Consider the following 26,297-nt stretch of genomic DNA (forward strand, 5'->3'; position numbering starts at 1 on the left):
GTCGGGCAGACTATCGTCGTCCTTTACGAAAGGTCGGGGATCGCGGCATGATTCGGCGCATGCGTCGACCGGGCCGGCCGCCGGACGCGGACCGGCCGTCCCAAGGGAGGAGATCAAGGCATGAGCTGTACCGTCACCCTGACCGTCAACGGCAAGACGGTCACGCGGGAGGTCGAGGAGCGCACGCTGCTCGTCCACTTCCTGCGCGAGCATCTCGGCCTCACCGGCACCCATGTGGGCTGCGACACCAGCCAGTGCGGCGCCTGCGTCGTCCATGTCGACGGCCGCTCGGTCAAGTCCTGCACCATGCTGGCCGCCCAGGCGGACGGCAGCGCCGTCACCACCATCGAGGGTCTGGCGGCGGCCGACGGCACCCTGCACCCGATGCAGGAGGCGTTCCGCGAGCACCACGGCCTGCAGTGCGGGTTCTGTACGCCCGGGATGGTGATGAGCGCCATCGACCTGGTGAAGGCCAACCCCACGCCCAGCGAGGCCGACGTCCGCGAGGGGCTGGAAGGCAACATCTGCCGCTGTACCGGCTACCACAACATCGTCAAGGCGGTGCTGGCCGGCGCCGAGACGATGCGCGCCGGCGCGCCGGCGACGGCCGAGGCGGCGGAATAACGACAACCGGTTCGATGGGAGGAACTCTGCAATGGCGAACCCCACCGGCATCGGCGCCAGCGTGCGCCGGCGCGAGGACAAGCGCTTCCTGACCGGCCGCGGCACCTACACCGAGGACATCAAGCGGCCCAACCAGACCCAGGCCTACCTGCTCCGCTCGCCGCACGCCCACGCGCGCATCCGCGGCATCGACACCGCGGCCGCGGCGGCGGCGCCCGGCGTGGTGGCCGTGTTCACCGGCGCCGACATGGCGGCCGACGGCGTCAACGGCCTGCCCTGCGGCTGGCTGATCCACAACAAGGACGGCTCGCCGATGAAGGAGCCGCCGCACTTCCCGATCGCCCGCGACAAGGCGCGCTACGTCGGCGACCCCGTCGCCGTGGTGATCGCCGAGTCGACCGCCCAGGCCAAGGACGCGGCCGAGCTGATCGAGGTCGACTACGAGGAGCTGCCGGCCGTCGCCTCCCTGCGCGCGGCGCTGGAGGCCGGAGCGACCGCGGTGCACGACGAGGTCGCCGACAACGTCTGCTACGACTGGCATCTCGGCGACGCCGCCGCGGTGGACGCCGCCTTCGCCCGGGCGGCCCACGTCACCAAGCTCGACCTCGTCAACAACCGCCTCGTCCCCAACGCCATGGAGCCGCGCGCCGCACTCGGCGAGTACGATCCGGCGAGCGGCGAGCACACGCTGACCACCACCTCCCAGAACCCGCACGTCATCCGCCTGCTGATGGGCGCCTTCGTGCTGGGCATCCCCGAGCACAAGCTGCGCGTGGTGGCGCCCGACGTCGGCGGCGGCTTTGGCTCGAAGATCTTCCACTACGGCGAGGAGGCCATCGTCACCTGGGCGGCCAAGAAGGTCGGCCGGCCGGTGAAGTGGACCGCCGAGCGCTCGGAGAGCTTCCTGTCCGACGCCCACGGCCGCGACCACCTGTCCCACGCCGAGCTGGCGCTGGACGAGGACGGCCATTTCCTGGCCCTGCGCGTCTCCACGGTGGCGAACATGGGGGCGTACCTCTCCACCTTCTCCACCTCGATCCCGACCTATCTCTACGCCACCCTGCTGGCCGGCCAGTACAAGACGCCGGCGATCTACGCCGAGGTGAAGGCGCTGTTCACCAACACCGCCCCGGTCGACGCCTACCGCGGCGCCGGCCGCCCCGAGGCCTGCTACCTGATCGAGCGGCTGGTCGACACGGCGGCGCGGGAGATCGGGATGGACCGCACCGAGATCCGCCGGCGCAACTTCGTACCCAAGGAGGCGATGCCCTACGCCACGCCGGTGGCGCTGGAGTACGACACCGGCGACTTCGCCAAGAACCTCGACATGGCCCTGCCGATCGTCGACTACGCCGGCTTCGCCGCCCGCAAGGCGGAGTCGAAGGCCCGCGGCAAGCTGCGCGGCATCGGCTTCGCCACCTACATCGAGGCGTGCGGCATCGCGCCGTCCAACGTCGCCGGCGCGCTCGGCGCGCGGGCCGGCCTCTACGAGTCGGCGGAGGTGCGCTTCCACCCCACCGGTTCGGTGTCGGTGTTCACCGGCTCCCACAGCCATGGCCAGGGGCACGAGACGACCTTCGCGCAGATCGTCGCCGACCGCTTCGGCATCCCCATCGAGAACGTGGACATCATCCACGGCGACACCGCCAAGGTGCCCTTCGGCATGGGCACCTACGGCTCGCGCTCGCTGGCGGTCGGCGGTTCGGCGCTGGTCAAGGCGATGGACAAGGTCGAGCGCAAGGCCAGGAAGATCGCCGCCCACCTGATGGAGGCGGCCGAGGCCGACATCGAGGTCAAGGACGGCCGTTTCACCGTCGCCGGCACCGACAAGAGCGTCGGCATCGCCGACATCTCGCTCGCCGCCTACGTCCCCCACAACTTCCCGCTCGACGAGCTGGAGCCGGGGCTCGACGAGCAGGCCTTCTACGACCCGAAGAACTTCACCTATCCCAACGGCTGCCACGTCTGCGAGGTGGAGATCGATCCCGAGACCGGCGTCACCGAGGTGGTGGCCTTCACCGCCGTCGACGATTTCGGCCGGGTCATCAACCCCCTCATCGTCGAGGGGCAGGTGCACGGCGGCATCGTCCAGGGCATCGGGCAGGCGCTCTACGAGAACTGCGTCTACGACGAGAGCGGCCAACTCCTGACCGGGTCCTACATGGACTACTGCATGCCGCGGGCCGACGACGTGCCGTCCTTCACGGTGAGCTACCACGAGGACCAGCCCTGCACCCACAACCCCCTGGGCGTGAAGGGCTGCGGCGAGGCCGGCACGATCGGCGCCTCGGCCGCCGTGATGAACGCGGTGATCGACGCGCTGGCCGAGCACGGCATCACCCACCTGGAGATGCCCGCCACCCCGGAGAAGGTGTGGCGCGCCATCAACGAGTCCCGTCCCGCCATGGCGGCCGAGTGAGGGAGGAGACCCCATGTACGCCTTCGAATACCGCCGCCCGACGTCGCTCGCCGACGCCGTCGCCATCCTCACGCAGTCGGAGGACGCCAGGCCGCTGTCGGGCGGCATGACCCTGCTGCCGACCCTGAAGCAGCGTCTCGCCCAGCCGGGCGAGCTGGTCGACCTGTCGCACGTGCCCGAACTGACGGGCGTGCGCGAGGAGGGCGACGGCCTCTACGTCGGCGCCTTCACCCGGCACGTGGAGGTCGCCACCAGCGACCTCGTGCGCCGGCGCATCCCGGCGCTGGCCGACCTGGCGGAGAGCATCGGCGACCGCCAAGTGCGCAACCGCGGCACCATGGGCGGCTCCGTCGCCAACGCCGACCCGGCTGCCGACTACCCCGCCGCCGTGGTGGCGCTCGATGCCACGGTGAAGACCGACCGGCGCGAGGTCGCCGGCGACGGCTTCTTCACCGGCCTGTTCGAGACGGCGCTGGAGCCGGGCGAGCTGGTGGTCGGCGTGCGCTTCAAGGTGCCGGACAAGGCGGCCTACGCCAAGTTCCGCCACCCCGCCAGCCGCTACGCCCTGGTCGGCGTGTTCGTGGCGCGTTTCGGGGCGGCGGTGAGGGTCGCCGTCACCGGCGCCGGGCCGTCCGTGTTCCGCGTGCCGGAGATGGAGGCGGCGCTGGCGGCCGACTTCCGGCCGGACGCGCTGAACGGCATCGCGGTGGAGGCCGACGGCCTCAACGGCGACATCCACGCCGGCCCCGACTACCGCGCCCACCTCGTCGGCGTCATGGCGAAGCGCGCGGTGACGGCCGCGTCCGGCTGAGCGGTCGCGGCGGACCCCCACCCAACCCTCCCCCACTGACGCGGGGGAGGGCTTCTTTCCTCCCCCCGCGCAAGTGGGGGAGGTCAGGAGGGGGGGCCGCCACGATCACTCCCTTGCCTTTGCCACGGTGACGGTTACCTTCCCCTCATGCCCACATCCCTTCCCACCTCGGTCGACGCCACGCTGGAGCTGCTGGCGCGCGGCGACTACGTCGGCGACCGGGCGCTGGCCACGGCGCTCTACCTCGCCCTCAAGCTGAAGCGCCCGCTGTTCCTGGAGGGCGAGGCGGGGGTCGGCAAGACCGAGATCGCCAAGGTGCTCTCCCGCACCCTGGGGCGCCGGCTCGTGCGCCTGCAGTGCTACGAGGGGCTGGACGTGGCGGCGGCGGTCTACGAGTGGAACTACGCCCGCCAGATGATGGAGATCCGGCTGGCCGAAGCCTCCGGCGACCGCGACCGCGACGCCCTGGCGGCCGACCTGTTCTCCGACCGCTTCCTCATCAAGCGGCCGCTGCTCCAGGCCCTGGAGCCCGACCTCGCCGGCGCCCCCGTCCTGCTGATCGACGAGCTGGACCGCACCGACGAGCCGTTCGAGGCCTATCTCCTGGAGGTGCTGTCGGACTTCCAGGTGACGATCCCCGAGTTCGGCACCATCCGGGCGCCGGAGCCGCCGGTGGTCATCGTCACCTCCAACCGCACCCGCGAGATCCACGACGCGCTGAAGCGCCGCTGCTTCTACCATTGGGTCGACTTTCCCGACTCGGCCCGCGAGCGGGAAATCCTGCGGGTCAAGGCGCCGGGGGCCGACGCGCGGCTGGCGGCGCAGGTCGTCGGCTTCGTCCAGGCGCTGCGGGCCATGGACCTCTACAAGGCGCCGGGCGTGGCCGAGACCCTGGACTGGGCGCAGGCCCTGGTGGAGCTGAACCAGCTCGAGCTCGACCCCGCCACCATCAACGACACGCTCGGCACGCTGCTGAAGTACCAGGACGACATCGCCCGCATCCAGGGCAGCGAGGCGGCCCGTCTGCTCGCCCAGGTTAAGACCGAGCTGGCCGCCACCCGGGCGCCATGAGCGCCCCCGCCTCGCCGGTCGGCGACGCGCGCCTCGTCGCCAACCTCATGCACTTCGCCCGGGCGCTGCGCGCCGCCGGCCTGCCGGTGGGGCCGGGCAAGGTGCTGCAGGCGGTCGAGGCGGTGGAGGCGGTCGGCCTCGGCAACCGCCGCGACTTCTACTGGGCGCTGCACGCGGTGTTCGTCAACCGGCGCGACCAGCGGCCGGTGTTCGACCAGGCCTTCCACGTCTTCTGGCGCAACCCCGACCTGCTGAAGCGCATGATCGGCATGATGCTGCCCGGTCTGCGCGCGGTGCCGCCGTCCGATGCGAAGGCGCTGTCGCGCCGGGTCGCCGAGGCGCTGCGCGGCCCCGGGGACGGTGCGGAGGAGGCGCCGGAGAAGACCGAGGTCGAGCTCGACGCCGCCTTCACCGTCTCCGACCGGGAGGTGCTGCAGGCCAAGGACTTCGAGAAGATGTCGGGCGACGAGCTGGCCGAGGCCAAGCGCCTGCTGGCCCGCCTCGCCCTGCCGATCGCCGAGGCGGCGACGCGCCGCCACCGTCCCGATCCGCGCGGCCCCCGGATCGACCCGCGCGCCACCCTGCGGCGCATGCTGCGCAGCGGCGGCGACGTCGCCGACCTCGCGCGCCGCCGCCGCCGCACCCGGCCGCCGCCGCTGGTGGTGCTGTGCGACATCTCCGGCTCGATGGGCCGCTACTCGCGCATGCTGCTGCACTTCCTGCACGCGCTGACCAACGACCGCGACCGGGTGCACAGCTTCGTGTTCGGCACCCGGCTCAGCCACATCACGCGCCATCTGCGCCAGCGCGACGTCGACGTGGCGCTGGACGCCGTCTCCGCCGCGGTGCCGGACTGGTCCGGCGGCACGCGGATCGGCGCCACCCTGCACGAGTTCAACCGGGTCTGGGCGCGCCGCGTGCTGGGGCAGGGGGCGGTGGTGCTGCTGATCACCGACGGCCTCGACCGCGACGCCGGCGAGGGGCTGGCGGCCGAGGCGGAGCGGCTGCACAAGAGCTGCCGGCGCCTGATCTGGCTGAACCCGCTGCTGCGCTGGGAGGGGTTCGCGCCGAAGTCCTCGGGCGTGCGGGCCCTGCTGCCCCACGTCGACGAGTTCCGCCCGGTGCACAACCTCGACAGCCTGGCCGCCCTCGCCAAAGCGCTGGAGCGCGAGGGGCCGCGCCAGGACGCGGCCTTGCGGCGCTGGGTGCGGGGGGCGTGAGGGGCGTGGTCGCCCCCCACCCAACCCTCCCCCACTGACGCGGGGGAGGGCCTAGTTCCTCCCCCCGCGCAGTGGGGGGAGGTCAGGAGGGGGGACCGCCGCGACCACCCCCGTCACCGCGCCTCCAGCCCCATGAGCGAGCGGGCGAACTGGTCGGCGTCGAAGGGGCGCAGGTCCTCCACCCCCTCGCCGACGCCGATGGCGTGCACCGGCAGCTTGAACTTCTCCGCCAGCGCCACCAGGACGCCGCCGCGGGCCGAGCCGTCCAGCTTGGTCAGGATCAGCCCGCCGACGCTGACCATGTCGCGGAACACCTCGACCTGGCTGTGGGCGTTCTGGCCGGTGGTGGCGTCGAGCGTCAGCAGGGTCGTGTGCGGCGCGGTCTCGTCCAGCTTCTTGATGACGCGGACGATCTTCTTCAGCTCGTCCATCAGGCCGGCCTTGTTCTGCAGGCGGCCGGCGGTGTCGATCAGCAGCACGTCGACCCCTTCGCGCCGCGCCCGCTCCAGCGCCTCGTAGGCGAGGCCGGCGGCGTCGGCGCCGGTGTCCTTGGCGACCACCGGACAGCCCGTGCGCTCGCCCCAGATCTTGAGCTGGCTGACCGCGGCGGCGCGGAAGGTGTCGCCGGCCGCCAGCATGACGCTCCTGCCCTCGTCGCGGAACTGGCGGGCCAGCTTGCCGATGGTCGTCGTCTTGCCCGTGCCGTTGACGCCGACCACCAGGATCACGTGCGGCTTGGCGCCCGTGTCGATGGTCAGCGGCTTGGCCACCGGGCCGACGATCTTCGCCACCTCGGCGGCCAGCGCCCGCTTGACCTCGTCGGGCGTCACCTCCTTGCCGAAGCGGGTGCGCGCCAGCTCCGCCGTCATCTTGGCGGCGGTGACGGGCCCGAGGTCAGCGGTGATCAGCAGCTCCTCCAGCTCCTCCAGCGCCTCGTCGTCGAGCTTGCGCTTGGTGAAGATGCCGGAGATGCCCTCGGTCAGCCGCGACGACGACTTGGACAGCCCGTCGCGCAGGCGCGACAGCCAGCCCTTCTTCGGCGCTTCGGCCGTTGGCTGGGCCGGCGCTGCCGCCGGTGCGGCGGCGGGCGGCGGCGGCTCCTCCGCCTCGTCCTCCGCCATCTCGGCGTCGGAGGGGGCGATCGGTTCCGGCGGCGGCGTCTCGACAGCGGGGGCGGGCGGCAGGTCCTCGGGCAGCTCCGGGGTCTCCGGGTGCACCTCGGGTTGCGCCGTCTCCGGCGTCACGGTCTCCGGCGTCACCGTCTCCGGCGTCTCCGGCGCGGCGGCCGGCGCCGCCGGGCGGTCGTCGGCCGGAGTCGTCTGCTCCTCGGGCTTCTTGCGGCCGAACCAGCGCAGGATCATGGGCGCTCCGAACTCCCTGTATCGGCGGTCTCGACGGGCCGGCCGACCAGCCGCTCGCCGTCGCGGCCGACGATCGCGGCGCGGACCAGCGTGCCGGGCGCGAAGGGCCGGCCCAGGCGGATCTCGGCGAAGTGCTCGGTGCGGCCGAGGTCGTCCTTCTCCACCAGCACCGTCGCGCTGCGGCCGACCTGCGCCTCCAGATGGCGCCGCACCGCCGCGGCGCCGGCCTCGCGCAGGCGCGCCGCGCGCTCCTTGCGGCGGGGGGCGTTGTCCTGCGGCATGCGGGCGGCCGGCGTGCCGGGGCGCGGGCTGTAGGGGAAGACGTGCAGCCAGGTCAGCCCGCAGTCCTCGACCAGCGCCAGGCTGTTGGCGAACATCGCCTCGTCCTCGGTGGGGAAGCCGGCGATGAGGTCGGCGCCGAACACCATGTCGGGGCGCAGGGAGCGCACCCGCTCGCAGAAGGCGACCGCGTCGGCGCGGCTGTGGCGGCGCTTCATGCGCTTGAGGATGAGGTCGTCGCCGGCCTGCAGGGACAGGTGCAGGTGCGGCATCAGCCGCGGCTCCTCGGCGATCAGGCGCCAGAGATCGTCGTCGATCTCGATGCAGTCGAGCGAGGAGAGGCGCAGGCGCGGCAGCTCCGGCACGCAGGCGAGCAGGCGGCGCACCATCTGCCCGAGCGTCGGCGTCCCCGGCAGGTCGGGGCCGTAGCTGGTGATGTCGACACCGGACAGCACCACCTCGGTGTAGCCGGCCGCCACCAGCGCCCGCACCTGGTCGACCACGGCGCCGATCGGCACCGAGCGCGAGGGGCCGCGGCCGTAGGGGATGATGCAGAAGGTGCAGCGGTGATCGCAGCCCTGCTGCACCTGGACGAAGGCGCGGGCGCGGTCCTCGAAGCCGCCGATCAGATGCCCGGCGGTCTCCTTCACCGACATGATGTCGTTGACCAGCACCTTCTCGGCCGGGGCCAGGCCCCAGCTCTCGGGCTGCAGCTTCTCCTGGTTGCCCAGCACCTGGTCGACCTCGGCCATGGCGGCGTAGCGCGCGGGGTCGATCTGCGCCGCGCAGCCGGTCACGACGATGCGGGCGGTCGGGTTCTCCCGGCGCAGCTTGCGGATGGTCTGGCGCGCCTGGCGCTCGGCCTCGGAGGTGACGGCGCAGGTGTTGACGATGACGACGTTCTCGAGACCGGCGTTGCGGGCGTGCGCCCGCATGACCTCCGACTCGTAGCTGTTGAGGCGGCAGCCGAAGGTGACGATCTCCGGGTCCCTGGGCGGCGCGGTGATGGTGCTCATGGCGATCCCAGCCCGGCCGCCAGGCGGCCGGTGAAGGCGACGGCGACCGGACCGGTCATCAGCACGCGGCCGGCGTCGGTCCATTCGATGGTCAGGGTGCCGCCGTCCAGCACCACGTCGGCCTTGCGGGCGGTCAGGCCGCGCCGGGCCGCCGCCACCAGGGTGGCGCAGGCGCCGGTGCCGCAGGCCCGGGTGATGCCGACGCCGCGCTCCCACACCCGCATGCGGATGTGCGAGCGGCCGAGCACGCTGGCGAACTCCACGTTGGTGCGCTCGGGGAACAGGGGATGGTGCTCCAGGCCCGGGCCGATGCGCGCGACGTCGACCGCTTCGGCGTCGTCGACGAAGAAGACGCAGTGCGGATTGCCCATGTTGACCGCCACCGGGTCGGCGACGCCGTCCTGGGCCAGCGGCAGATGCAGGGTGTCGACGGCACGGGCCAGCGGGATCTCGCCCCACTCCAGCCGCGCCGGGCCCATGTCGACCGTCACCGACTCCGGCCCCGCCCGCCAGGCCTCCAGCGGGCCGCACAGGGTCTCGAAGCGCACGTGGTCGGCGCCGGTCTCCTCCATCAGCAGCCAGGCGACGCAGCGCGCGGCGTTGCCGCAGGCCTCCACCTCGCCGCCGTCGGCGTTGCGGATGCGCATCAGCGCCAGCGCGTCGGCGCTGCGCGGCGGCTCCACCACGATGAACTGGTCGCAGCCCACGCCGGTCTTGCGGTCGGCGATCGCCCGCACCCCGGCCTCGGCCGGAGCGAACGGCTCGGTGCGGGCGTCGACCACGACGAAGTCGTTGCCGAGCCCGTGCATCTTCAGGAAGTCGCGCGTCATGACCGCCGTTATATGGCGTCGCACCCATCCAAGTCCATGCCAAGTCCGTGGGGGCAACGCGGCGGCGGCGCGCTCACGCCTCGCGGAACACCAGGAACTTGGAGGCGGTGAAGTTGAACACCATGCCGGCCAGCGAGCCCGCCGCCACCGCCAGCTCGGGGTGGGCGATGAAGGGCGCGCCGTAGGCGATGCAGCCGGCGTAGGCCATGTAGTTGAGGACGCCGCCCACCGAGTTGGCGGCGATGAACTTGGCCCACTGCCGCCACAGCGGCTCGGGGCGGGCGTTGCGGAAGGTGAAGGCGCGGTTCAGTGCCCAGGTCGCCGTCGCCGCGGCGAAGAAGGAGGGCACCCGCGCCGCCAGGAAGCCGGCCTGGCCCATCGCCTCCAGCCCGAGCCCGTGGAGCAGCGCGTAGAGCGCCGCCACGTCCACCAGCAGTCCGGCCACCCCGACGGCGCCGAAGGCGCCGACCTGCCGGGCCAGCCGCGGGAGGCGTCCACCGGATGCCGTCACCACCGCACCTCGTCCCTGGCGGCCGCCGTCTCCGTGCCGCGCGGCGCGGGCAGCGTGCCCGGCGCGGGGATGGTGAGGTAGCGCAGCCGCTTGATCTCGTGCCGCCCGCGGGTGACCGTATCGAGGATCAGCCCGCAGGCGAGGGCCAGCATGCCCGTCAGCACCAGCCCCGTCGCCAGCACCGCCGTCGGCAGCCGCGGCACCAGCCCGCTCTCCAGATAGGTGGTGACCAGGGGCAGGGCGAGGACGACCGCGAGCGCGCTCAGCGCCGCCGCGACGCCGGCGAAGAAGGGCAGGGGCCGCTCCTCCTTCACCAGGATGAGGATCGTCTTGAGGATGCGGAAGCCGTCGCGGAAGGTGCGCAGCTTGCTGGCGGAGCCGGCCGGACGGTTCTTGTAGGGGGTCTTCACCTCGGCGATGGGCATGCGCAACTCCAGCGCGTGCACCGTCAGCTCGGTCTCGGTCTCGAAGCCCGAGGCGAGCGCCGGGAAGGTCTTCACGAAACGGCGCGAGAAGACCCGGTAGCCCGACAGCATGTCCTGGATGCGGTTGCCGAAGATGCCGGAGACGATCCCCGTCAGCAGGCGGTTGCCGAAGCGGTGGCCGGGACGGTAGGCGGCGACGATGTCGGTGACGCGCGCCGCGTTGACCATGTCGAGCTGGTCCTCCCACAGCCGCTGCACCATCAGCGGCGCCGCGGCGGCGTCGTACGTGTCGTCGCCGTCGACCAGGACGTACACGTCCGCCTCGACGTCGGCGAACATGCGGCGCACGACGTTGCCCTTGCCCTGCAGCGGCTCGTGCCGCACCACGGCGCCGGCCGCCCGCGCCGCCTCCGCCGTGCGGTCCGTGGAATTGTTGTCGTAGACGTACACCGTGGCGCCGGGGAGGGCGGTGCGGAAGTCGCGCACCACGGTGCCGATCGCCGCCGCCTCGTTGTAGCAGGGCACGAGCACGGCGACCGCCGGCGCCCGACCGGCACAGGCGGGCCCGGCGGCCGCGGCAGGTCCGGCGGCAGGCGAGGTCGCGCGGTCGACGGTGGCGATGGTCATCTCTCGGGCACCCGGCGGCAGGGCGGTGTCGGGAATTAACAGCACATCGGCCGCCTTCATTCCATAACGAACGGCCCGGACCCCGCCGGCCGGGGACCGCCGCGCCGCTCGAACCGGTGCGGGCGGTTCGCTTCCGCCGTGCGGAAACGGGCCGAACCTGCCTCTGGCATCGGCGGCCTCAGTCTGCTATTCACCGGAGTCCTATCGGCGCTTTGCCGAAATTTCGCGCGCGACAGGTATTGCGATGGAAAAGTTCACCGTACTCACGGGCGTTGCCGCTCCGCTGCCGATGATCAACGTCGACACCGACATGATCATCCCCAAGCAGTTCCTGAAGACCATCAAGCGGACGGGCCTGGGCAAGCACCTCTTCGACGAGATGCGCTACACCCCCGACGGCAAGGAGGTCGACGGCTTCGTGCTGAACCGTCCCGCCTATCGCGGCGCGAAGATCCTGGTGGCGGGCGATAATTTCGGTTGCGGGTCGTCCCGCGAGCACGCGCCGTGGGCGCTGCTCGACTTCGGCATCCGCTGCGTGATCGCGCCGAGCTTCGCCGACATCTTCTTCAACAACTGCTTCAAGAACGGCATCCTGCCGATCAAGCTGCCGAAGGAGCAGGTGGACCTGCTGCTCGACGACGCCGCGCGCGGCGCCAACGCGGTGATCACGGTGGACCTGGAGAAGCAGGTGATCACCGGCCCCGACGGCGGCTCGATCCCCTTCGACGTGGACCCGTTCCGCAAGAACTGCCTGCTCAACGGCCTCGACGACATCGGCCTGACGCTGCAGCAGGTCGCGGCCATCGACAGCTTCGAGGCCGGCCGCCGCACGCAGCAGCCCTGGCTGGCGATGTGAGCGCCCGAGGCGCCCGCATCCAATCACCGACCACACCTTAGAGACACCAAGAAAGCGGAGCCCGCGTAAGATGGCCGCCCCCAAGAAGATCCTGTTCCTCCCCGGCGACGGTATCGGCCCGGAAGTCATGCGGCAGGTGCGCCGCGTCATCGACTGGATGGACCGCAAGCGCGGCGTCCCGTTCGACGTGACCGAAGGCCTGGTCGGCGGCGCCGCCATCGAGGCCCACGGGGTGCCGCTGTCGGACGAGACGCTGGCCGACGCCAAGGCGGCGGACGCGGTCCTGCTGGGCGCGGTCGGCGGGCCGAAGTGGGACAACGTCGCCTTCGAGATCCGTCCCGAGGCCGGTCTCTTGGCCCTGCGCAAGGAACTGGGCCTGTTCGCCAACCTGCGCCCGGCGGTGGTCTTCGACGCGCTGATCGACGCCTCGACCCTGAAGCCGGACGTCATCCGCGGCCTCGACCTGATGATCGTGCGCGAGCTGACGGGCGGCGTCTATTTCGGCGAGCCGCGCGGCATCGAGGACCTGCCCAACGGCGAGCGCCGCGGCATCAACACCCAGGTCTACACCACCAGCGAGATCCGCCGGGTCGCCGCCGTGGCCTTCGAGCTGGCGCGCAAGCGCGGCAAGAAGCTGCACTCGGTCGAGAAGGCGAACGTCATGGAGTCCGGCCGCCTGTGGCGCCAGGAGGTCATCAAGCTGCACGAGGAGCAGTTCTCCGACGTCCAGCTCGAGCACATGTACGCCGACAACTGCGCCATGCAGCTGCTGCGCAACCCGAAGCAGTTCGACGTCATCGTCACCGACAACCTGTTCGGCGACATCCTGTCGGACGAGGCGGCGATGATGACGGGGTCGCTCGGCATGCTGCCGTCGGCCTCGCTGGGCGCCGCCGACGCCCAGGGCAACCGCAAGGCGCTGTACGAGCCGGTGCACGGCTCGGCGCCCGACATCGCCGGCAAGGACCTCGCCAACCCGATCGCCACCCTGCTGTCGTTCGCCATGGCCCTGCGCTATTCGTTCGACCGCGGGACGGACGCCGACATGATCGAGAAGGCGGTGCAGAACGTGCTCGCCGGCGGCATGCGCACCAGCGACATCATGGCGCCGGGCATGGCCCGCTGCTCGACCACGGTGATGGGCGACTCGATCCTGCGCGAGCTGGACAAGCTGGCGTCCTGAGCGGCGCGTCGGATCACGAAGAGGCCCCCGTCCCGGCCGGGACGGGGGCCTCTTCGCCGTTCCGGGCCGCGGCCGCGTCAGTCGCCGTGCTCGGCCGCGGACTCGGGGCCGCGGCCGCCGTGGCTCGCCTGCCCGCCCTTGCGGCCGGCCTCGGCCGCCAAGGACGGGTTGCGCGAGAAGCTGCGGGCGGCCGCCGGCACGCTGCGCCCGCCCTTGCGGCCGGCGGCGGCCGCCAGAGCCGGATCCTTCGAGAAGCTTCGCTTGGCGGCCGGCACGCTTTCCCCGCCCTTGCTGGCGATCTCCCGCTGCCGGTCACGATCCATCGACGCAAAGCCACGGTTCGACGTGCGTCCACCGTCTTTGGAAGCCATCTCCCACCTCCACCTTTGCCACGCTCCCGAAAACCGTTGGCGCGGTGAAGTGGTTCCGTTCCTCTCGCGAGGGGGCCTCAGCGCCGCGCCGCGCCGGGCAGCCGCCGCGCGCCGCCCAGCGAGCGGATGGGCTGGGCGGCTTCCTGGCGGCGCCGGTCGAACTGGTCGAAGATGCGCAGCAGGTGGCCGGACGTGTCGTCGCCGTAGCGCACATCGACGCGGGCGCGCCCCAGTTCGCTCGCCAGGTCGTCGCGCAGATGGCCGAACATCGCCTCGAACAGCGAATCGAAGTGGCCGTCGGTGAACTCGAAGCGGGTGTCGCGCAGGGCCTCCGTCATGCGGCGGACGAAGGACTGGCGCTGGAAGTGGAACTGCTTGAAGCGCAGCAGGACGCGCACGAACATGGCACCGGTCACCGCCGGCAGGGTGGCGTGGCGGCGGATGCGCTCCCACACCTCGCCGTCGCGGTCGGTGCCGACCTGGCGGAACACGGCGACGGCGTCCTCGTTCATCGCCTCCCACTCCTTCTCGTAGAAGAGGGCGGCGAGCGTGCTCTGCAGCCCGGGCGCGACGACGCGCGGGAACACCGCGCCGGTGAGCGGATCGAACTCCTCGGGCAGCGTGCCGAGCACGGAGGAGAAGATCAGCCGGGTCACATAGTCCCGGCGCCGCCCGCCCTCGGTGAACGCGCCGGCGGCGCAGGTGGCGCACGCCGGCGCGCCGTCGGTCCCACCGGTGTGGGCCGTCCGGGAAGGCCCCCGGTGCGCCAGGCAGCTGTGGCAGGTGCGGGCGAACAGCGGCAGCACCCGCGGCCACTGCTCCATCATCGTCGCGAAGGCGCGCGCCATCTCGTCGCGCGAGATCGCGCCCTTGGTGGCGAGGTGCGGCTCGACCGCCTCCTGGAAGGTGCGCATCAGCGCCTTGGCGGTGTCGTGGTGCCGAACGAACGGTGGCGTGTCGGAAATGTCGGCCATGCTGCGTCTTGCGTCCCGTCGCCAGGATGCCGCAACGACGGTGCCCCTTCAAGCCAAGAACGACGAATTTATCGCGATTTTTATGCATCCGGGGCGCCGACCGTCCGGCACCGCCGCAGCTTGCCACAGCGCCGGCGGCATCCCGTGTGACGGCCGTCACAGCCGTTCCCCCCGGGCAAAAAAACGCCGCGCCCCGGGGTGGGGTGCGGCGATTCGAGTATAGGGAGGAAACGCCCGGCACACGTGCCGTCGTCGAAAGACACACTACCGGCCTCCGTCTTAGGGAGGTAATACCAATTCGGCATATGTGCGGTGCAGCACGCGCATGTGCACCGGCCGGCCGCCGGCCGGGACGCGCCGGATTCCGCCCGGCCCCGCGTCGGCCGCAATGATTGTATGCAGCGCGTGCAGCTGCGCCACCCAACAAAACGCTTGCCCGCCCCGCGCCGCCGTGCTTTGTATGCCAAGATCTGGTATGCCAGATATTAGATACCGCGTAACGCTGCCGTCCGAGGGGCCCGAAGCCACGGCTCGATGGCACCGGCGGCGGCGCGAGTACCATTTTTGGTTGAACATGGACGCCGTCGGCGACGACGCGTCCGATCGACACCGCAGACGAGAGCGAACGGGGTGACGGCACCGGCTCGACGCCGCCCCGAGACAAGAAGCCGGAAACGAAGCACCGCCTGACCCAGAGACAAGCACCGCAACCAAGGAGAAGGCAAATGCACCAGGCCCCTAGGGAGGGTACCAAGGGCCCCTTCGGCGGCCGGTGGCTCCAGCTGTTCATTGGGGTCATCTGCATGTCGATGATCGCGAACCTGCAGTACGGCTGGACGCTTTTCGTCGCGCCGATCAACGAGAAGCATGAATGGGGCCGCGCCGCCATTCAGGTCGCCTTCACCATCTTCGTCGTCACCGAGACCTGGCTGGTCCCGGTCGAGGGGTGGTTCGTCGACAAGTTCGGCCCGCGCATCGTCGTGCTGATCGGCGGCATCCTCTGCGCCGTCTCGTGGACCATCAATTCCTTCGCCGACTCGCTGTTCCTGCTGTACGTCGGTGCGGCCGTCGGCGGCGTCGGCGCCGGCAGCGTCTACGGCACCTGCGTCGGCAACGCGCTGAAGTGGTTCCCCGACCGCCGCGGCCTGGCGGCCGGGCTGACCGCCGCCGGCTTCGGCGCGGGATCGGCGGTGACCATCGTCCCCATCGCCAACATGATCGAAGCCTCGGGATACGAGGCCACCTTCCTGACCTTCGGCCTGGGGCAGGGGCTGATCGTCTTCGCGCTGGCCTGGCTGCTCGCCTCGCCCAAGGCCGGGCAGGTGCCGGAGATCACCAAGGGCGCGGTGAACCAGACCCGCGAGAGCTACACCCCGGCGCAGATGCTGCGCACGCCGACGTTCTGGGTGATGTACGTCATGTTCGTCATGGTCGCCGCCGGCGGTCTGATGGCGACCGCCCAGCTCGGCCCGATCGCCAAGGACTTCGGCCTCGACCACACGCCGGTCAGCCTCCTCGGCCTGACCCTGCCGGCGCTCACCTTCGCGCTCTCCATCGACCGCGTGCTCAACGGCCTGACGCGTCCCTTCTTCGGCTGGGTGTCGGACAACATCGGCCGCGAGAACACCATGTTCATCGCCTTCGCCCTGGAGTGCGTCGGCATCCTGGCGCTGAACGAGTGGGGCCACCACCCCGTCGCCTTCGTCGTCCTGACCGGTCTCGTGTTCTTCGCCTGGGGCGAGATCTACAGCCTGTTCCCGGCCTGCTGCGGCGACACCTTCGGCTCGAAGTTCGCCACCACCAACGCCGGCCTGCTGTACACCGCCAAGGGCACGGCCTCGCTGGTGGTGCCCTTCGCCAACGTCGCCGTGTCGGCCACCGGCAGCTGGCAGGCGGTGTTCGTCTTCGCCGCCGCGGTCAACGGCATCGCCGCCCTCATGGCGGTCTTCGTGCTGAAGCCGATGCGCCAGCGCCAGGCCGCCACCACGCCGCTCGCCGGCAAGCTGGTGGTGGAAGCCGCGGAGTAACGCGATCGGGAGCCGTGGGCGCCGGTCCGCCAGACGCTGCGGACCGGCGCCCGCCGATCGGTCGGAGGCGCCGCACCGGTCCCGGTCGGCGCCTTCGCCGTCACTGCGCCAGCTTCGCGCGGACCAGCGCCTTGGTCTCGTCGAGGCCGTAGAGCTCGATGAAGGAGCCCATGCGCGGCCCCGTGCTCTGCCCCAGCAGTACCTCGTAGAGCGCCCCGAACCACGCCCTGAGCTCGGCGAAGCCGTGGCGCTTGCCGACCTCGAACACCTCGTTCTGGATGGTCGCCGCGTCGGCACCGGCCGGCAGGCCGTCGAGCGCCGTCACCAGGTCGGCCAGAGCCGCGCGCTCCTGCTCGGTCGGCGCGCGGAAGGCCTTCGTCGGCTTCACGAAATCCTGGTAGTAGCGGACGGCGTAGCCGGCCAGCGTGTCGAGGAACGGGCTGTTGGCCGGCGTCGCCTCCGGCGCGTAGCGGGAGATGAAGCCCCACATCACCTCCTTGGTCTCGGCGTTGGCCACCCCGGCGAGGTTCAGGAGCAGGCCGAAGCTGAGGTCGGCGCGGACCTCCGGCGGGGTGCCGCCGTGGATGTGCCAGGCCGGGTTCTCCAGCCGCTTGGCCGGCTCCTCCGCCGGGAACTTGGAGGTGAAGGCGATGTACTCGTCCACCGCCCGCGGGATGACGTCGAAGAACAGCCGCTTGGCCGTCCTCGGCTTCTGGAACATGTAGAGGGCCAGGCTCTCCGGCGGGGCGTAGGCCAGCCACTCCTCCACCGTCAGGCCGTTGCCCTTGGACTTGGAGATCTTCTGGCCCTTGTCGTCGAGGAAGAGCTCGTAGTTGAACCCCTCCGGCGGCGTGCCGCCGAGGATGCGGACGATCTTGCCGGCCAGCTCCACCGAGGGGATCAGGTCCTTGCCCGACATCTCGTAGTCGACGCCCAGCGCGTACCAGCGCATGCCCCAGTCGGGCTTCCACTGCAGCTTGACCGCACCGCCGGTCACCGGCGTCTCGACCTTGCGGCCGTCCTCGTCCTCGAAGACGATGGTGCCGGCATCCGCGTCGCGCTCCAGGATCGGCACCTGCAGGACGCGGCCGGTGGAGGGCGAGACCGGCAGGAACGGGCTGTAGCTCTGCTGCCGCTCCTCGCCGAGCGTCGGCAGCATCACCGCCATGATCTCGTCGTAGTGGCGCAGCACCTTCAGCAGCGCCTCGTCGAAGCGGCCCGAGGTGTACCAGTCGGTGGAGGACTGGAACTCGTACTCGAAGCCGAAGCCGTCGAGGAAGGCGCGCAGGCGCGCGTTGTTGTGGGCGCCGAAGCTCTCGTGCGTGCCGAACGGGTCGGGCACCCGGGTCAGCGGCTTGCCCAGGTGCTGCGCCACCATCTCCCGGTTGGGGATGTTGTCCGGCACCTTGCGCAGGCCGTCCATGTCGTCGGAGAAGCAGAACAGCCGGGTCGGCAGGTCGCTCATGGACTGGAAGGCATGGCGCACCATGGTGGTGCGCACCACCTCGCCGAAGGTGCCGATGTGCGGCAGGCCCGAGGGGCCGTAGCCCGTCTCGAACAGGACGTAGCCTTTGGCGGGCGGCGTCTTGGCGAAGCGCGCCACCAGCTTGCGCGCTTCCTCGAACGGCCACGCCTTCGCCTGCAGTGCCAGTTCCCGTTCGCTCGTCATCGCCCGCGATCCTTTTCCATTTCCCTCGTCCACCGGACGCGCGACCCTAGGGCGGTTGGGCGTGGAGGTCAATTCCGCGCGAGGACGGGCGCAAGGACGTGGGGGAGCGGGCATGGACGAGGCGTGGAGCCGCCTGCGGCGGCCGGGCCGACGGGCCGCGGCGGTGCTGGCGCTGCTGGCCGGCATGGCCCTGCTGGTCGCCGTCGAGACCGTGGCGGCCGAACGCGCCGACGGCTACCTCGGCACGCTCCAGGAGCGCGCGCTCGCCACCTTCGCCGCCGCCCGCGGCCTGAACGCCGCCCTGTCGGTGCTCGCCTCGACGGACGTCTCCATCGTCGTGGCGCAGATCGGGCCGGGCCAGGTGCTCGATCCCCTCGACGACGTGGTCGAGCAGTTCTCCGCGGTCATGCTGGGGGCGGTCGCCGCCATCGCCGTCGAGCGCCTGGCGCTGCAGATCGTCGGCGACCTGCCGGCCCTGCTCCTGCTGGGCGTGCCGCTGGCGGGGGTGCTGGCGCTGCGCCTGGGGCGGGGCACGCTGGGCACGCCCGCCGGGCGGGCGCTCCTGGCGGTCCTGGTGCTGGCGACGGCGGCCAAGGTCGTCGTGCCGCTGGCCCTGCTGTCGGTGGAGACGGTGTCGCGGGCCTACCTGCAGGAGCGCTACGCCGCGGCCCAGGAGCGCATCGCGCTGTTCGCCGCCAGCGAGCCGGGGCCCGAGGCGCTGACGGAGGACGGCGGCCTGCTGGAGGCGATGCCGGGCCGCGCCGACCTGGAGGACTGGGTGCGGCGCATCTGGCGCGACGGCCGCGCCATCCTCGACGCCATCGTCGCCCTGATCGCCATCTTCCTGGTGGAGACGGTGCTGCTGCCGCTCGGCGTGGCGTGGCTGCTGCTGCGGGCCGTGTCGGCGCTGCTGCGCCGCATCCTGCGGGCGGGCGGCGGAGGGCAGGCATGACCGAAGGCGGACTTGCCCGGCGCCGCCGTCTCGGCGACTGTGGCGCGCCGCGTCAACCGGGGGCCGCACGTCATGGGCTGGATCTTCCTGTCGGTCGCCATCGTCTTCGAGGTGACCGGCACCGTCTTCCTCAAGATGTCCGACGGCATGAGCCGGCTGTGGCCGAGCGTCGTCGTGCTCGGCTGCTACGCCGTGTCCTTCACCCTGCTGGCGCTGACCCTGAAGACGCTCGAGGTGGGCATCGCCTACGCCATCTGGTCGGCGGTCGGCACCGCCGCCATCGCCGTGCTCGGCATCATCGTGTTCGGCGAGTCGGTCAGTGCCGCCAAGGTCGCCGGGCTGGCCCTCATCGTCGCCGGGGTGGTCAGCCTCAACCTCGCCGACCGGGCGCTGTAGGGACGCCGACGGCCGTGCGGTCGGAGGCGATTGATAATCGTTCGCATTTGCCGTAGGGTGACGGACGATCTCCGCCCCCGACGTGGCCCGACACCGTGACCGACGACACCGGCAAGCTGGCGCTGTTCCTGGCCCACCGGGCCGCCCTGGTCGACTACGCCACGCCCATCGTCGGCGACCGGACGCGGGCGGAGGACGTGGTGCAGGAGGCGTTCCTTCGCTTCGTGGCCGCCGCCGGCCGCGCCGAGGCGGCGATGGACCAGCCCCTCGCCTATCTCTACCGGGTCGTGCGCAACCTCGCCCTCGACTGGACGCGGCGCCGCTCGCTGGAGCACCGGCGCCGGGACGCCGAGCCCGCGTGGTGGATGGTCCCCGCCGCACCGCGAACGCCGGAGCAGGAGATGCAGCACCGCCAGGACGTGGAGCGGCTGGCCGCGGCGCTTGCCGAACTGTCGGCGGATGCCCGCATGGCGGTGGAGATGCACCGGTTCGGCGGCTACACGTTGGAAGAGATCGCCGAGCACCTCGGCGTGTCCGTCACCACCGCCCACCGTCTCGTCCGCAACGCCGTGGTGCGCATCGCCGGCCGGCTCGACCCCGGCGCAGGAGACGGACCGTGACGCGGAGCGCGGGGTGATCATGGCCGGCGACGAAGCCCATATCCGGAACGTCGAGGACGCCACCGACTGGCTCCTGCGTCTGCGCGACGCGCCGCAGGACGAGGCGCTGCGCGCCGAGTTCGAGCGCTGGCTGGCGGTCCATCCCGACCGCCGGCGCGCCTGGAAGCAGGCCCGTGCGGCATGGCAACTGCTCGGCGAGGTGCCGCCGGAAACCACGGCCCACTGGCCGCACTTGCCGGCACCGGCACCGGGACCGGCGCCCCTCCGCCCGCGCCGTGCCGCGCCGTGGCTGGGGCTGGCGGCCCTGGCCGCCTGCCTCGTCCTGGTGCTGGCCCCGTCGCTGGAGCGGCGCCTGCGGGCGGAGCACAGCACGGCCGCCGCCGCGGAACGGGTGGTGCTGGCGGACGGCAGCACGGTGCACCTGGCGCCGCACAGCGCCGTCGACGCCCGCTTCACGGCGGAACGGCGGACGGTGACCCTGCTCGGCGGCGACGCGTTCTTCGAGGTGACGGCGAACCCCGACCGCCCGTTCACGGTGGAGGCCGGCGGCCTGACGGTGACCGTGGTCGGCACCGCCTTCGACGTGCGTTTCGACGGGGCGGTGCTGGCGGTGGAGGTGCAGCGCGGCGCCGTGGACGTGCGTTTCGACGGCGGCGGCCCGGCGCTGGACGCCCGCCTCGGCCCCGGCGATCGGGTGGCGGTCGACCGCGTCTCGGGGCGGGTGAGCCGCGGCCGGCTGGAGCCCGATGCGGTGGCGTTGTGGCGCGACGGTCGCCTTTTCGTCGCCGACGCCACCGTGACCGAGGTGGTCGAGGAACTGCGGCGCTTCCACCCCGGCTGGATCGTCGTCGCCGACGACGCGCTGGCGGGCCGCCGCGTGACCGGCCTGTTCGACCTGCACGACCCGGACCGGGCGTTGCGCGCGCTGGTCGAGCCGGTCGGCGGACGGGTGACGGTGGTCACGCCGCTGCTGCACGTGCTGACCGGCTCCTGAGCGTCCGAAAAAAAGTTCGCCGCCGCGTGAAAAGAAAACGCCCGCTCCTCGTCCTTCCCGCAATTGCGCGAATGCAAGGCATTCGCGTTTGACGGCACAGGGCGAGGGGAACTGGACGATGCGGTGGAACCGGGGGGCGAGGGCGTGGCCGGTGGTGGTGGCGCTGGCGGCGCTGGCGGGCGGAGCGCCGGGGTGGGCGCAGACGGCCGGGACGGCCGAGGAGCGGCCGGACGAGCGCCGCATCCGCTTCGACGTCCCGGCGCAACCGCTGGCATCGGCCCTCAACGCGTTCGGCCGCCAAGCCGGCCTGCAGGTCTCGGTCGACGCGGCGGCGGCCGCCGCGGCCGAGGCGCGGGCGGTGCGCGGCACCTACACGGTGGACGAGGCGCTGGCCCGGCTGCTGGCCGGAACCGGCATCGCCTGGCGCTTCAGCGGCGACCGGACGGTCGTGCTGTCGCGCGCCGCGCCGGAATCCGGCGCCCTGCACCTCGACCCGGTGACCGTCGAGGCGCGCCACGGCGTCGCCGAGACCGCGACCGGGCCGGTGGAGGGCTATCTGGCGCACCGCAGCCTGACGGCGACCAAGACCGACACGCCGGTCCTGGAGCTGCCCGCCTCGGTGCAGGTGGTGCCGCGCGACGTCATCGAGGACCAGGGCGCGCTGAGCCTGAAGGACGTCTACGAGAACGTCAGCGGCGTCGCCCAGGCCGGCAACACCTTGAACGCGCAGACCGAGGTGCTGCCCATCGTCCGCGGCTTCGAATCGCCGACCCTGCTGCGCAACGGCCTGCGCTCGACCCAGGTCGGCGCGGTCGACCTGGTCAACGTCGAGCGGGTGGAGGTGCTCAAGGGACCGGCCTCGATCCTCTATGGCGCGCTGGAACCCGGCGGCACCGTCAACCTCGTCACCAAGCGCCCGTTGCCCACCGCCCGCCACGAGCTCGAGCAGCAGGTGGGCAGCGAGGCCTTTCTGCGGACCACCGCCGACAGCACCGGGCCGCTCGCCGCGGACGGGTCGCTTCTGTACCGCCTGAACCTTGCCTACACCAACGCCGACTCCTTCCGCGACGACATCGAGCTGCGCCGGACGGCCGTTGCCCCGAGCCTCCTGTGGCTGCCGACCGACCGGACGGAGCTGCTGCTCGACGCCTCCTACGTCCGCGAGACCCAGCCCTACGACTCCGGCATCCCCCTGGACGCGGACGGCAATCCGCTGGCGGACGAGTCAACCTTCTTCGGCGACCCCGACCTGGACGGGCGGACGATCGAGGATTACGCCGCCAGCTACCAGTTCACCTACGAGGTCGATCCGGTCTGGACCCTGCGCAACCAGCTCCAGCTCCATCGCGCCCGCGCCGAGAACGAGTCGCTGCGCCCGCGCGGCGTCGGCGAGGCCGGCGGGCGCACCATGCTGGCGTTGCGCTACCAGAACGAGGACCGCCAGGACGACGAGGCGCAGTTCGTCCTCGACGCCACGGCCAAGTTCGCCACCGGGGCGGTGGACCACACGCTGCTGCTGGGCGCCGAGTTGCTGGCCCAGGATTCCGACTTCCGCCGCTACCGCCAGAACGTCCCGGCGGTGGTCGTGTCCGACGATCCCGACGTCCATTTCGACCCGCCCGCCGACCAGCCGCGGGAGGCCATCCTCGGCACCACCCGCTGGGCCGGCCTCTACGTCCAGGACCAGCTCTCGCTGCTCGACGGCGGGCGGCTCAAGCTGCTGGTGGGCGGGCGCTACGACGTGGTCCGGCAGGAGAGCGAGACCGACGGCGTGGCGGCGCCGGACGTCCGGGACCAGGCCTTCTCGGGGCGTGCCGGCCTGCTCTACCGGGTGACGCCGCAGCACTCGGCCTACGCCAGCGTCAGCCAGTCGTTCCAGCCCCAGGCGCCGGGCACCCTCGACGCCGGAGGGGCGGCGCTCGATCCCGAGACGGGGGTGCAGTACGAGGCGGGGGTCAAGAGCGCCTTCTTCGACGAGCGCCTGCTGGCGACGGCGTCGGTGTTTCGCATCGAGAAGACGAACGTCGCCGTCCTCGACCGGCCGCTGTTCAACGCCACCGGGCAGCTCGCCTATTTCCCCGGCGTGGAGGAGCGCAGCCAGGGGGTCGAGTTCGACCTGACGGGCGCGCTGACCGACCGGCTGTCGGTGGTCGCCACCTACAGCTACACCGACACCGAGGTTCTCGAGAACGCCGACGACCCCGCCATGGTCGGGCAGCCGCTGGGCGGCGTGCCGAAGCACAAGGCGCGGCTGTGGCTCACCTACCGCTTCGGCGAGGGGAGCGGGCTGGACGGCTTCGGCGTCGGCGGCGGCGTGCGCTACGTCGGGGCCAGCACCGCGCAGTTCGACACCGACGTGCGGCTGGACCCCTACGCCGTGGTCGACGCCGCGGCCTGGTACGACTGGGAGACGCTGCGCCTCGGCGTCAACGTCTACAATCTGCTGGGCCGCGACTACGTCGCACGCGCCAGCGACCGCGCCATCGCCCACCCCGGCCAGCCGCTGACGGTGGTCGGCTCGCTGACGGTGCGCTTCTGAGGCCGCGCAGCGATGACGGGAAACCGCCGCAGGGCGCTGTTCCGCCTGCACGCCTGGATCGGCCTGCATCTGGGATGGCTGCTGTTCGTCGTGTGCTTCTCCGGCACCGTGGCGGTGTTCGGGCCGGAGCTGAACCGGCTGGCCGACCCGTCCCTGCGCGTCGATCCGCCATCGTCGGGCGGGCGGCCGCCGCCGTCGTGGCAGAGGCTGCACGACGCGGTGGCGGCGGCCCATCCCCACGCCGCGGTGCTGGCGCTGGCGGCTGCCGACGGGCCGCGGTCGGCGGCGCTTGCCGCGGTCGCCTACGGCCCGGAGGACGTCCGGCGGGTGCCCGTGGACCCCGCCACCGGCCGGGTGCAGGGCCAGCGCAGCAACTTCGGCGTCGCCGCCTTCCTGCGCATCTTCCACAAGCAGCTCTACATCGTGCCGTCGGTGATGGGGGTGCACGGCACGCTGCTGGTGGGGGCGCTGGCGCTGCCGCTGCTGGCGGGTGCCGTCGCCGGATGGCTGTCGCTGGCGCGATGGCGGCGGGCGTTGACGACCCTGCGGGTGGGACGCAGCCCGCGCCTGCTGTGGTCCGACCTGCACCGGCTCGCCGGCCTGTGGGCGCTGCCCGTCACCGCCCTGCTGTGCCTGACCGGCCTGTGGTACCTGGCGGAGACGGCGCTGGACGGCACCGGCGCCCTGCCCGCGGGACCGCGTCCACTGCGGCTGGAGGCGGCGGCGCTGCGCGACCGCCCGGCGGTGCTGGCGCCCATCGACCTGGACCGCGCCGCGGCGATCGCCGCCGCCGCCCTTCCCGGCCTGGAGGTCACGCGCATCGCCCTGCCGGTGCGGCCCGGCGACCCGCTCACCCTGACCGGGCAGGCCGCGGCGTGGCTGGTGCGCGACCGCGCCAACCAGGTCCGCCTCGACCCCTACAGTGGGGCGGTGCTGGACGTCCGCCGCGGCGAGGACCTCGGCCTCGCCGAGCGCTGGGTCGAGACGGCCGATCCCCTGCATTTCGGCACTTTCGCCGGGCTGCCCGGCCGCCTCCTCTGGTTCGCCGCCGGGCTGGCGCTGTGCGCCGGCATCCTCGCCGGCCTCGGCGGCGCCTGGCTGCGGCTGCGGGCCGCGGGCGGCACGGCCTTCCGGCCGCTCGCGGCGCTGGCGGCGGCGCTGCCGGCCGCGGTCGTGGTGGTGGCCGCGGTGGCCGGCACCTGGGCCTACGGCGGCGGCGCGCTGCGGATGGCGCAGGCGCCGGCGGCGCTGGTGCCGCTGGGGCAGGGGAGCCTCGGCCCCTGGACGGTGGCGGCGGAGCGGCGCTTCGCTCCGGCGGCCCCGCCGGGCACGGTGGACGTGGCCTTGCGCATCGGCGTCGGTGGCGGCGGCACGGCCAACGCCGCCGGGGTGGCGGTGTGGACCGGCGAGGGCGGGCCGCCGGACGGCGAGGGGCCGGCGGTCCGGCGGCTGGTCGACCGGGTGTGGGCGCGGGTCGCCGACTGCGGCCCCGGCTGCCGGCTCCACGTGCGCATGGAGGATTGGGCGGGGCGGAGCCACCGGTTGTCGCTGCCGCTCCACGCTCCCGCGGTGTCGCTCGTCCCCCTGCCCCCAGCCGGGGGACTGGCGGCCGGGGAGGTCGCCGTCGTCACCCTCTTCCTCCTCGGCCTGGCGGTTCCGCTGGCGGGGTGGCTGTGGCTGCTGGCGGGCCCGCCGGGGCGGGGGGACGCCGTCACTCCGCGGTGCGTGCGCAGTCGTCCAGACCGTCGCGCGCCACCACCGCCATGCGCTGCTGGATGATGCCGGCACGGCGCGCCACGTAGCCGCTGGGCCGGGCCGGGTCGCGCCCCAGCGGGTTGGGCAGCGTCACCGCCAGCAGGGCCGCCTCGCGCGACGACAGGGCCGCCGCCGGCTTGCCGAAATGGGCGCGGGCGGCGGCCTCGGCGCCGTACACGCCGTCGCCCCACTCGGCGACGTTCAGGTAGACCTCGAGGATGCGGGCCTTCGGCCACAACGCCTCGATCAGCACGGTGAACCACGCCTCCACCCCCTTGCGCAGCCAGGTGCGGTCCGGCCACAGGAAGGCGTTCTTGGCGGTCTGCATGGAGATCGTCGAGGCCCCCTTGAGGCCGCCGCCCTCCTCGTTGTCGGCCAACGCCGCCTCGATGGCCGCGAAGTCGAAGCCGTGGTGGCGGCAGAACTTGGAATCCTCCGAGGCGATGACGGCGCGCACCAGGTTGGGGGAGACGGCGTCCAGCGCCACCCAGTCGCGCGCGATCCCGGCGCCGCCGGCGGCGCGCAGCAGCATCAGCGCGGTGGCCGGGGGCGGCACGACCCGGTACAGCATCACCCAGCCGACGCTGACGGCGGCCAGGGCCAGCGCCGCCGCCAGCGCCGCGCGTCCAAGTCGCCGTTTCAATGCCGCCAAGGTCTCCTCGCGCCCGCCGCCGGTCCGTCCCTCGCCAACGTCGGGTGTCGCCGGCCCGAGGTCAACCGTCCCGTGCCGCCGTCCCGTGCCGGCACGTTCGTGGCGCTCGCTTTGC

At 72.4% G+C, this 26,297-nt stretch carries 23 protein-coding genes; 14 read left to right on the forward strand and 9 right to left on the reverse strand.

Annotated features, from left to right (window positions below; translation table 11 throughout):
- The first annotated feature begins 120 nt into the window (after positions 1-120).
- From ACSBPG_RS19385 to ACSBPG_RS19405, 5 genes are all read left to right on the forward strand, one after another.
- The gene (locus tag ACSBPG_RS19385) at positions 121-624 is read left to right on the forward strand and encodes a (2Fe-2S)-binding protein (protein WP_435538847.1); all 504 of its coding nucleotides are present in this window, start codon (positions 121-123) and stop codon (positions 622-624) included.
- A gap of 31 nt (positions 625-655) precedes the next feature.
- On the forward strand, positions 656-3,043 hold the full coding sequence (locus ACSBPG_RS19390; RefSeq protein WP_435538848.1) for a xanthine dehydrogenase family protein molybdopterin-binding subunit: 2,388 nt from the start codon (positions 656-658) through the stop codon (positions 3,041-3,043).
- A 13-nt stretch (positions 3,044-3,056) separates the two neighbouring features.
- On the forward strand, positions 3,057-3,854 hold the full coding sequence (locus tag ACSBPG_RS19395; RefSeq protein WP_435538849.1) for an FAD binding domain-containing protein: 798 nt from the start codon (positions 3,057-3,059) through the stop codon (positions 3,852-3,854).
- Positions 3,855-4,001: 147 nt separating this feature from the next.
- Entirely contained in the window at positions 4,002-4,925 is a 924-nt protein-coding gene (locus tag ACSBPG_RS19400; protein ID WP_435538850.1) for an AAA family ATPase, read from the forward strand.
- Positions 4,922-6,145: a vWA domain-containing protein gene (locus tag ACSBPG_RS19405; protein WP_435538851.1), complete on the forward strand. Its 1,224-nt coding sequence runs from the start codon at positions 4,922-4,924 to the stop codon at positions 6,143-6,145. The genes ACSBPG_RS19400 and ACSBPG_RS19405 overlap by 4 nt, the downstream gene beginning before the upstream one ends.
- A 113-nt stretch (positions 6,146-6,258) precedes the next feature.
- On the opposite strand, the gene ftsY is transcribed toward ACSBPG_RS19405, so the two are convergent.
- The 5 genes from ftsY to ACSBPG_RS19430 all read right to left on the reverse strand — a co-directional run bounded on the left by ftsY (position 6,259) and on the right by ACSBPG_RS19430 (position 11,194).
- Positions 6,259-7,506, reverse strand: a complete 1,248-nt coding sequence (ftsY, locus tag ACSBPG_RS19410; protein ID WP_435538852.1) for a signal recognition particle-docking protein FtsY — start codon at positions 7,504-7,506, stop codon at positions 6,259-6,261.
- Complete coding sequence (mtaB, locus tag ACSBPG_RS19415) at positions 7,503-8,801, reverse strand: tRNA (N(6)-L-threonylcarbamoyladenosine(37)-C(2))-methylthiotransferase MtaB (protein WP_435538853.1); 1,299 nt, start codon at positions 8,799-8,801, stop codon at positions 7,503-7,505. Before mtaB ends, ftsY begins: the two co-directional genes overlap by 4 nt.
- Positions 8,798-9,631 (reverse strand): diaminopimelate epimerase, encoded by an 834-nt coding sequence (dapF, locus tag ACSBPG_RS19420; RefSeq protein ID WP_435538854.1) that lies wholly within the window; start codon positions 9,629-9,631, stop codon positions 8,798-8,800. Before dapF ends, mtaB begins: the two co-directional genes overlap by 4 nt.
- A gap of 73 nt (positions 9,632-9,704) precedes the next feature.
- Positions 9,705-10,142, reverse strand: coding sequence for a GtrA family protein (locus ACSBPG_RS19425; RefSeq protein ID WP_435538855.1), 438 nt, complete (start codon positions 10,140-10,142; stop codon positions 9,705-9,707).
- Complete coding sequence (locus tag ACSBPG_RS19430) at positions 10,139-11,194, reverse strand: glycosyltransferase family 2 protein (RefSeq protein WP_435538856.1); 1,056 nt, start codon at positions 11,192-11,194, stop codon at positions 10,139-10,141. Before ACSBPG_RS19430 ends, ACSBPG_RS19425 begins: the two co-directional genes overlap by 4 nt.
- A 244-nt stretch (positions 11,195-11,438) precedes the next feature.
- Between ACSBPG_RS19430 and leuD the strand changes: the two genes are divergently transcribed.
- Both leuD and leuB read left to right on the forward strand, forming a co-directional pair.
- The gene (gene leuD, locus ACSBPG_RS19435; protein ID WP_435538857.1) at positions 11,439-12,050 is read left to right on the forward strand and encodes a 3-isopropylmalate dehydratase small subunit; all 612 of its coding nucleotides are present in this window, start codon (positions 11,439-11,441) and stop codon (positions 12,048-12,050) included.
- Between the two features lie 70 nt (positions 12,051-12,120).
- Entirely contained in the window at positions 12,121-13,233 is a 1,113-nt protein-coding gene (leuB, locus tag ACSBPG_RS19440; protein WP_435538858.1) for a 3-isopropylmalate dehydrogenase, read from the forward strand.
- A gap of 77 nt (positions 13,234-13,310) precedes the next feature.
- Here leuB and ACSBPG_RS19445 read toward each other — a convergent pair whose 3' ends face one another.
- Together ACSBPG_RS19445 and ACSBPG_RS19450 are read right to left on the reverse strand one after the other, a co-directional pair.
- Complete coding sequence (locus ACSBPG_RS19445) at positions 13,311-13,604, reverse strand: general stress protein (protein WP_435538859.1); 294 nt, start codon at positions 13,602-13,604, stop codon at positions 13,311-13,313.
- A 77-nt stretch (positions 13,605-13,681) separates the two neighbouring features.
- Positions 13,682-14,578 carry a hypothetical protein gene (locus tag ACSBPG_RS19450; RefSeq protein ID WP_435538860.1) on the reverse strand — a complete coding sequence of 299 codons (897 nt, stop codon included), beginning with the start codon at positions 14,576-14,578 and terminating at the stop codon, positions 13,682-13,684.
- A gap of 725 nt (positions 14,579-15,303) precedes the next feature.
- On the opposite strand from ACSBPG_RS19450, the gene oxlT reads away from it, so the two are divergent.
- Complete coding sequence (gene oxlT / locus ACSBPG_RS19455) at positions 15,304-16,605, forward strand: oxalate/formate MFS antiporter (RefSeq protein WP_435538861.1); 1,302 nt, start codon at positions 15,304-15,306, stop codon at positions 16,603-16,605.
- A 100-nt stretch (positions 16,606-16,705) separates the two neighbouring features.
- Here the strand turns inward: oxlT and ACSBPG_RS19460 are convergent, their stop codons facing one another.
- Positions 16,706-18,274 (reverse strand): lysine--tRNA ligase, encoded by a 1,569-nt coding sequence (locus ACSBPG_RS19460; protein WP_435538862.1) that lies wholly within the window; start codon positions 18,272-18,274, stop codon positions 16,706-16,708.
- A 112-nt stretch (positions 18,275-18,386) separates the two neighbouring features.
- Between ACSBPG_RS19460 and ACSBPG_RS19465 the strand changes: the two genes are divergently transcribed.
- The 6 genes from ACSBPG_RS19465 to ACSBPG_RS19490 all read left to right on the forward strand — a co-directional run bounded on the left by ACSBPG_RS19465 (position 18,387) and on the right by ACSBPG_RS19490 (position 25,554).
- The gene (locus ACSBPG_RS19465; protein WP_435538863.1) at positions 18,387-19,226 is read left to right on the forward strand and encodes a hypothetical protein; all 840 of its coding nucleotides are present in this window, start codon (positions 18,387-18,389) and stop codon (positions 19,224-19,226) included.
- 12 nt (positions 19,227-19,238) lie between these two features.
- Positions 19,239-19,622 (forward strand): DMT family transporter, encoded by a 384-nt coding sequence (locus ACSBPG_RS19470; RefSeq protein ID WP_435538864.1) that lies wholly within the window; start codon positions 19,239-19,241, stop codon positions 19,620-19,622.
- 95 nt (positions 19,623-19,717) lie between these two features.
- Positions 19,718-20,242, forward strand: a complete 525-nt coding sequence (locus ACSBPG_RS19475) for a sigma-70 family RNA polymerase sigma factor (RefSeq protein WP_435538865.1) — start codon at positions 19,718-19,720, stop codon at positions 20,240-20,242.
- A gap of 19 nt (positions 20,243-20,261) precedes the next feature.
- On the forward strand, positions 20,262-21,236 hold the full coding sequence (locus ACSBPG_RS19480; protein ID WP_435538866.1) for a FecR family protein: 975 nt from the start codon (positions 20,262-20,264) through the stop codon (positions 21,234-21,236).
- Between the two features lie 118 nt (positions 21,237-21,354).
- Positions 21,355-23,775, forward strand: a complete 2,421-nt coding sequence (locus ACSBPG_RS19485; protein WP_435538867.1) for a TonB-dependent siderophore receptor — start codon at positions 21,355-21,357, stop codon at positions 23,773-23,775.
- Between the two features lie 12 nt (positions 23,776-23,787).
- Positions 23,788-25,554, forward strand: coding sequence for a PepSY-associated TM helix domain-containing protein (locus tag ACSBPG_RS19490; protein WP_435538868.1), 1,767 nt, complete (start codon positions 23,788-23,790; stop codon positions 25,552-25,554).
- Here the strand turns inward: ACSBPG_RS19490 and mtgA are convergent.
- On the reverse strand, positions 25,487-26,182 hold the full coding sequence (gene mtgA / locus ACSBPG_RS19495; protein ID WP_435538869.1) for a monofunctional biosynthetic peptidoglycan transglycosylase: 696 nt from the start codon (positions 26,180-26,182) through the stop codon (positions 25,487-25,489). The two genes, ACSBPG_RS19490 and mtgA, sit on opposite strands and share 68 nt — an antisense overlap.
- Positions 26,183-26,297 lie beyond the last annotated feature (115 nt).

The sequence above is a fragment of the Azospirillum sp. ST 5-10 genome (genome assembly GCF_051225715.1).
GTDB lineage: Bacteria > Pseudomonadota > Alphaproteobacteria > Azospirillales > Azospirillaceae > Azospirillum.

Excerpts from the sequence above, each read along its gene's own strand:
- ACSBPG_RS19395 (WP_435538849.1), top strand. The coding sequence starts at position 3,057 with ATGTACGCCTTCGAATACCGCCGCCCGACGTCGCTCGCCGACGCCGTC.
- leuD (WP_435538857.1), top strand. The coding sequence starts at position 11,439 with ATGGAAAAGTTCACCGTACTCACGGGCGTTGCCGCTCCGCTGCCGATG.
- ftsY (WP_435538852.1), bottom strand. The coding sequence starts at position 7,506 with ATGATCCTGCGCTGGTTCGGCCGCAAGAAGCCCGAGGAGCAGACGACT.
- ACSBPG_RS19465 (WP_435538863.1), top strand. The coding sequence starts at position 18,387 with ATGGACGAGGCGTGGAGCCGCCTGCGGCGGCCGGGCCGACGGGCCGCG.
- dapF (WP_435538854.1), bottom strand. The coding sequence starts at position 9,631 with ATGACGCGCGACTTCCTGAAGATGCACGGGCTCGGCAACGACTTCGTC.
- ACSBPG_RS19385 (WP_435538847.1), top strand. The coding sequence starts at position 121 with ATGAGCTGTACCGTCACCCTGACCGTCAACGGCAAGACGGTCACGCGG.
- ACSBPG_RS19445 (WP_435538859.1), bottom strand. The coding sequence starts at position 13,604 with ATGGCTTCCAAAGACGGTGGACGCACGTCGAACCGTGGCTTTGCGTCG.
- ACSBPG_RS19485 (WP_435538867.1), top strand. The coding sequence starts at position 21,355 with ATGCGGTGGAACCGGGGGGCGAGGGCGTGGCCGGTGGTGGTGGCGCTG.
- ACSBPG_RS19400 (WP_435538850.1), top strand. The coding sequence starts at position 4,002 with ATGCCCACATCCCTTCCCACCTCGGTCGACGCCACGCTGGAGCTGCTG.
- oxlT (WP_435538861.1), top strand. The coding sequence starts at position 15,304 with ATGCACCAGGCCCCTAGGGAGGGTACCAAGGGCCCCTTCGGCGGCCGG.
- ACSBPG_RS19460 (WP_435538862.1), bottom strand. The coding sequence starts at position 18,274 with ATGACGAGCGAACGGGAACTGGCACTGCAGGCGAAGGCGTGGCCGTTC.
- leuB (WP_435538858.1), top strand. The coding sequence starts at position 12,121 with ATGGCCGCCCCCAAGAAGATCCTGTTCCTCCCCGGCGACGGTATCGGC.
- ACSBPG_RS19450 (WP_435538860.1), bottom strand. The coding sequence starts at position 14,578 with ATGGCCGACATTTCCGACACGCCACCGTTCGTTCGGCACCACGACACC.
- ACSBPG_RS19405 (WP_435538851.1), top strand. The coding sequence starts at position 4,922 with ATGAGCGCCCCCGCCTCGCCGGTCGGCGACGCGCGCCTCGTCGCCAAC.
- ACSBPG_RS19390 (WP_435538848.1), top strand. The coding sequence starts at position 656 with ATGGCGAACCCCACCGGCATCGGCGCCAGCGTGCGCCGGCGCGAGGAC.
- ACSBPG_RS19430 (WP_435538856.1), bottom strand. The coding sequence starts at position 11,194 with ATGACCATCGCCACCGTCGACCGCGCGACCTCGCCTGCCGCCGGACCT.
- ACSBPG_RS19480 (WP_435538866.1), top strand. The coding sequence starts at position 20,262 with ATGGCCGGCGACGAAGCCCATATCCGGAACGTCGAGGACGCCACCGAC.
- mtaB (WP_435538853.1), bottom strand. The coding sequence starts at position 8,801 with ATGAGCACCATCACCGCGCCGCCCAGGGACCCGGAGATCGTCACCTTC.
- ACSBPG_RS19490 (WP_435538868.1), top strand. The coding sequence starts at position 23,788 with ATGACGGGAAACCGCCGCAGGGCGCTGTTCCGCCTGCACGCCTGGATC.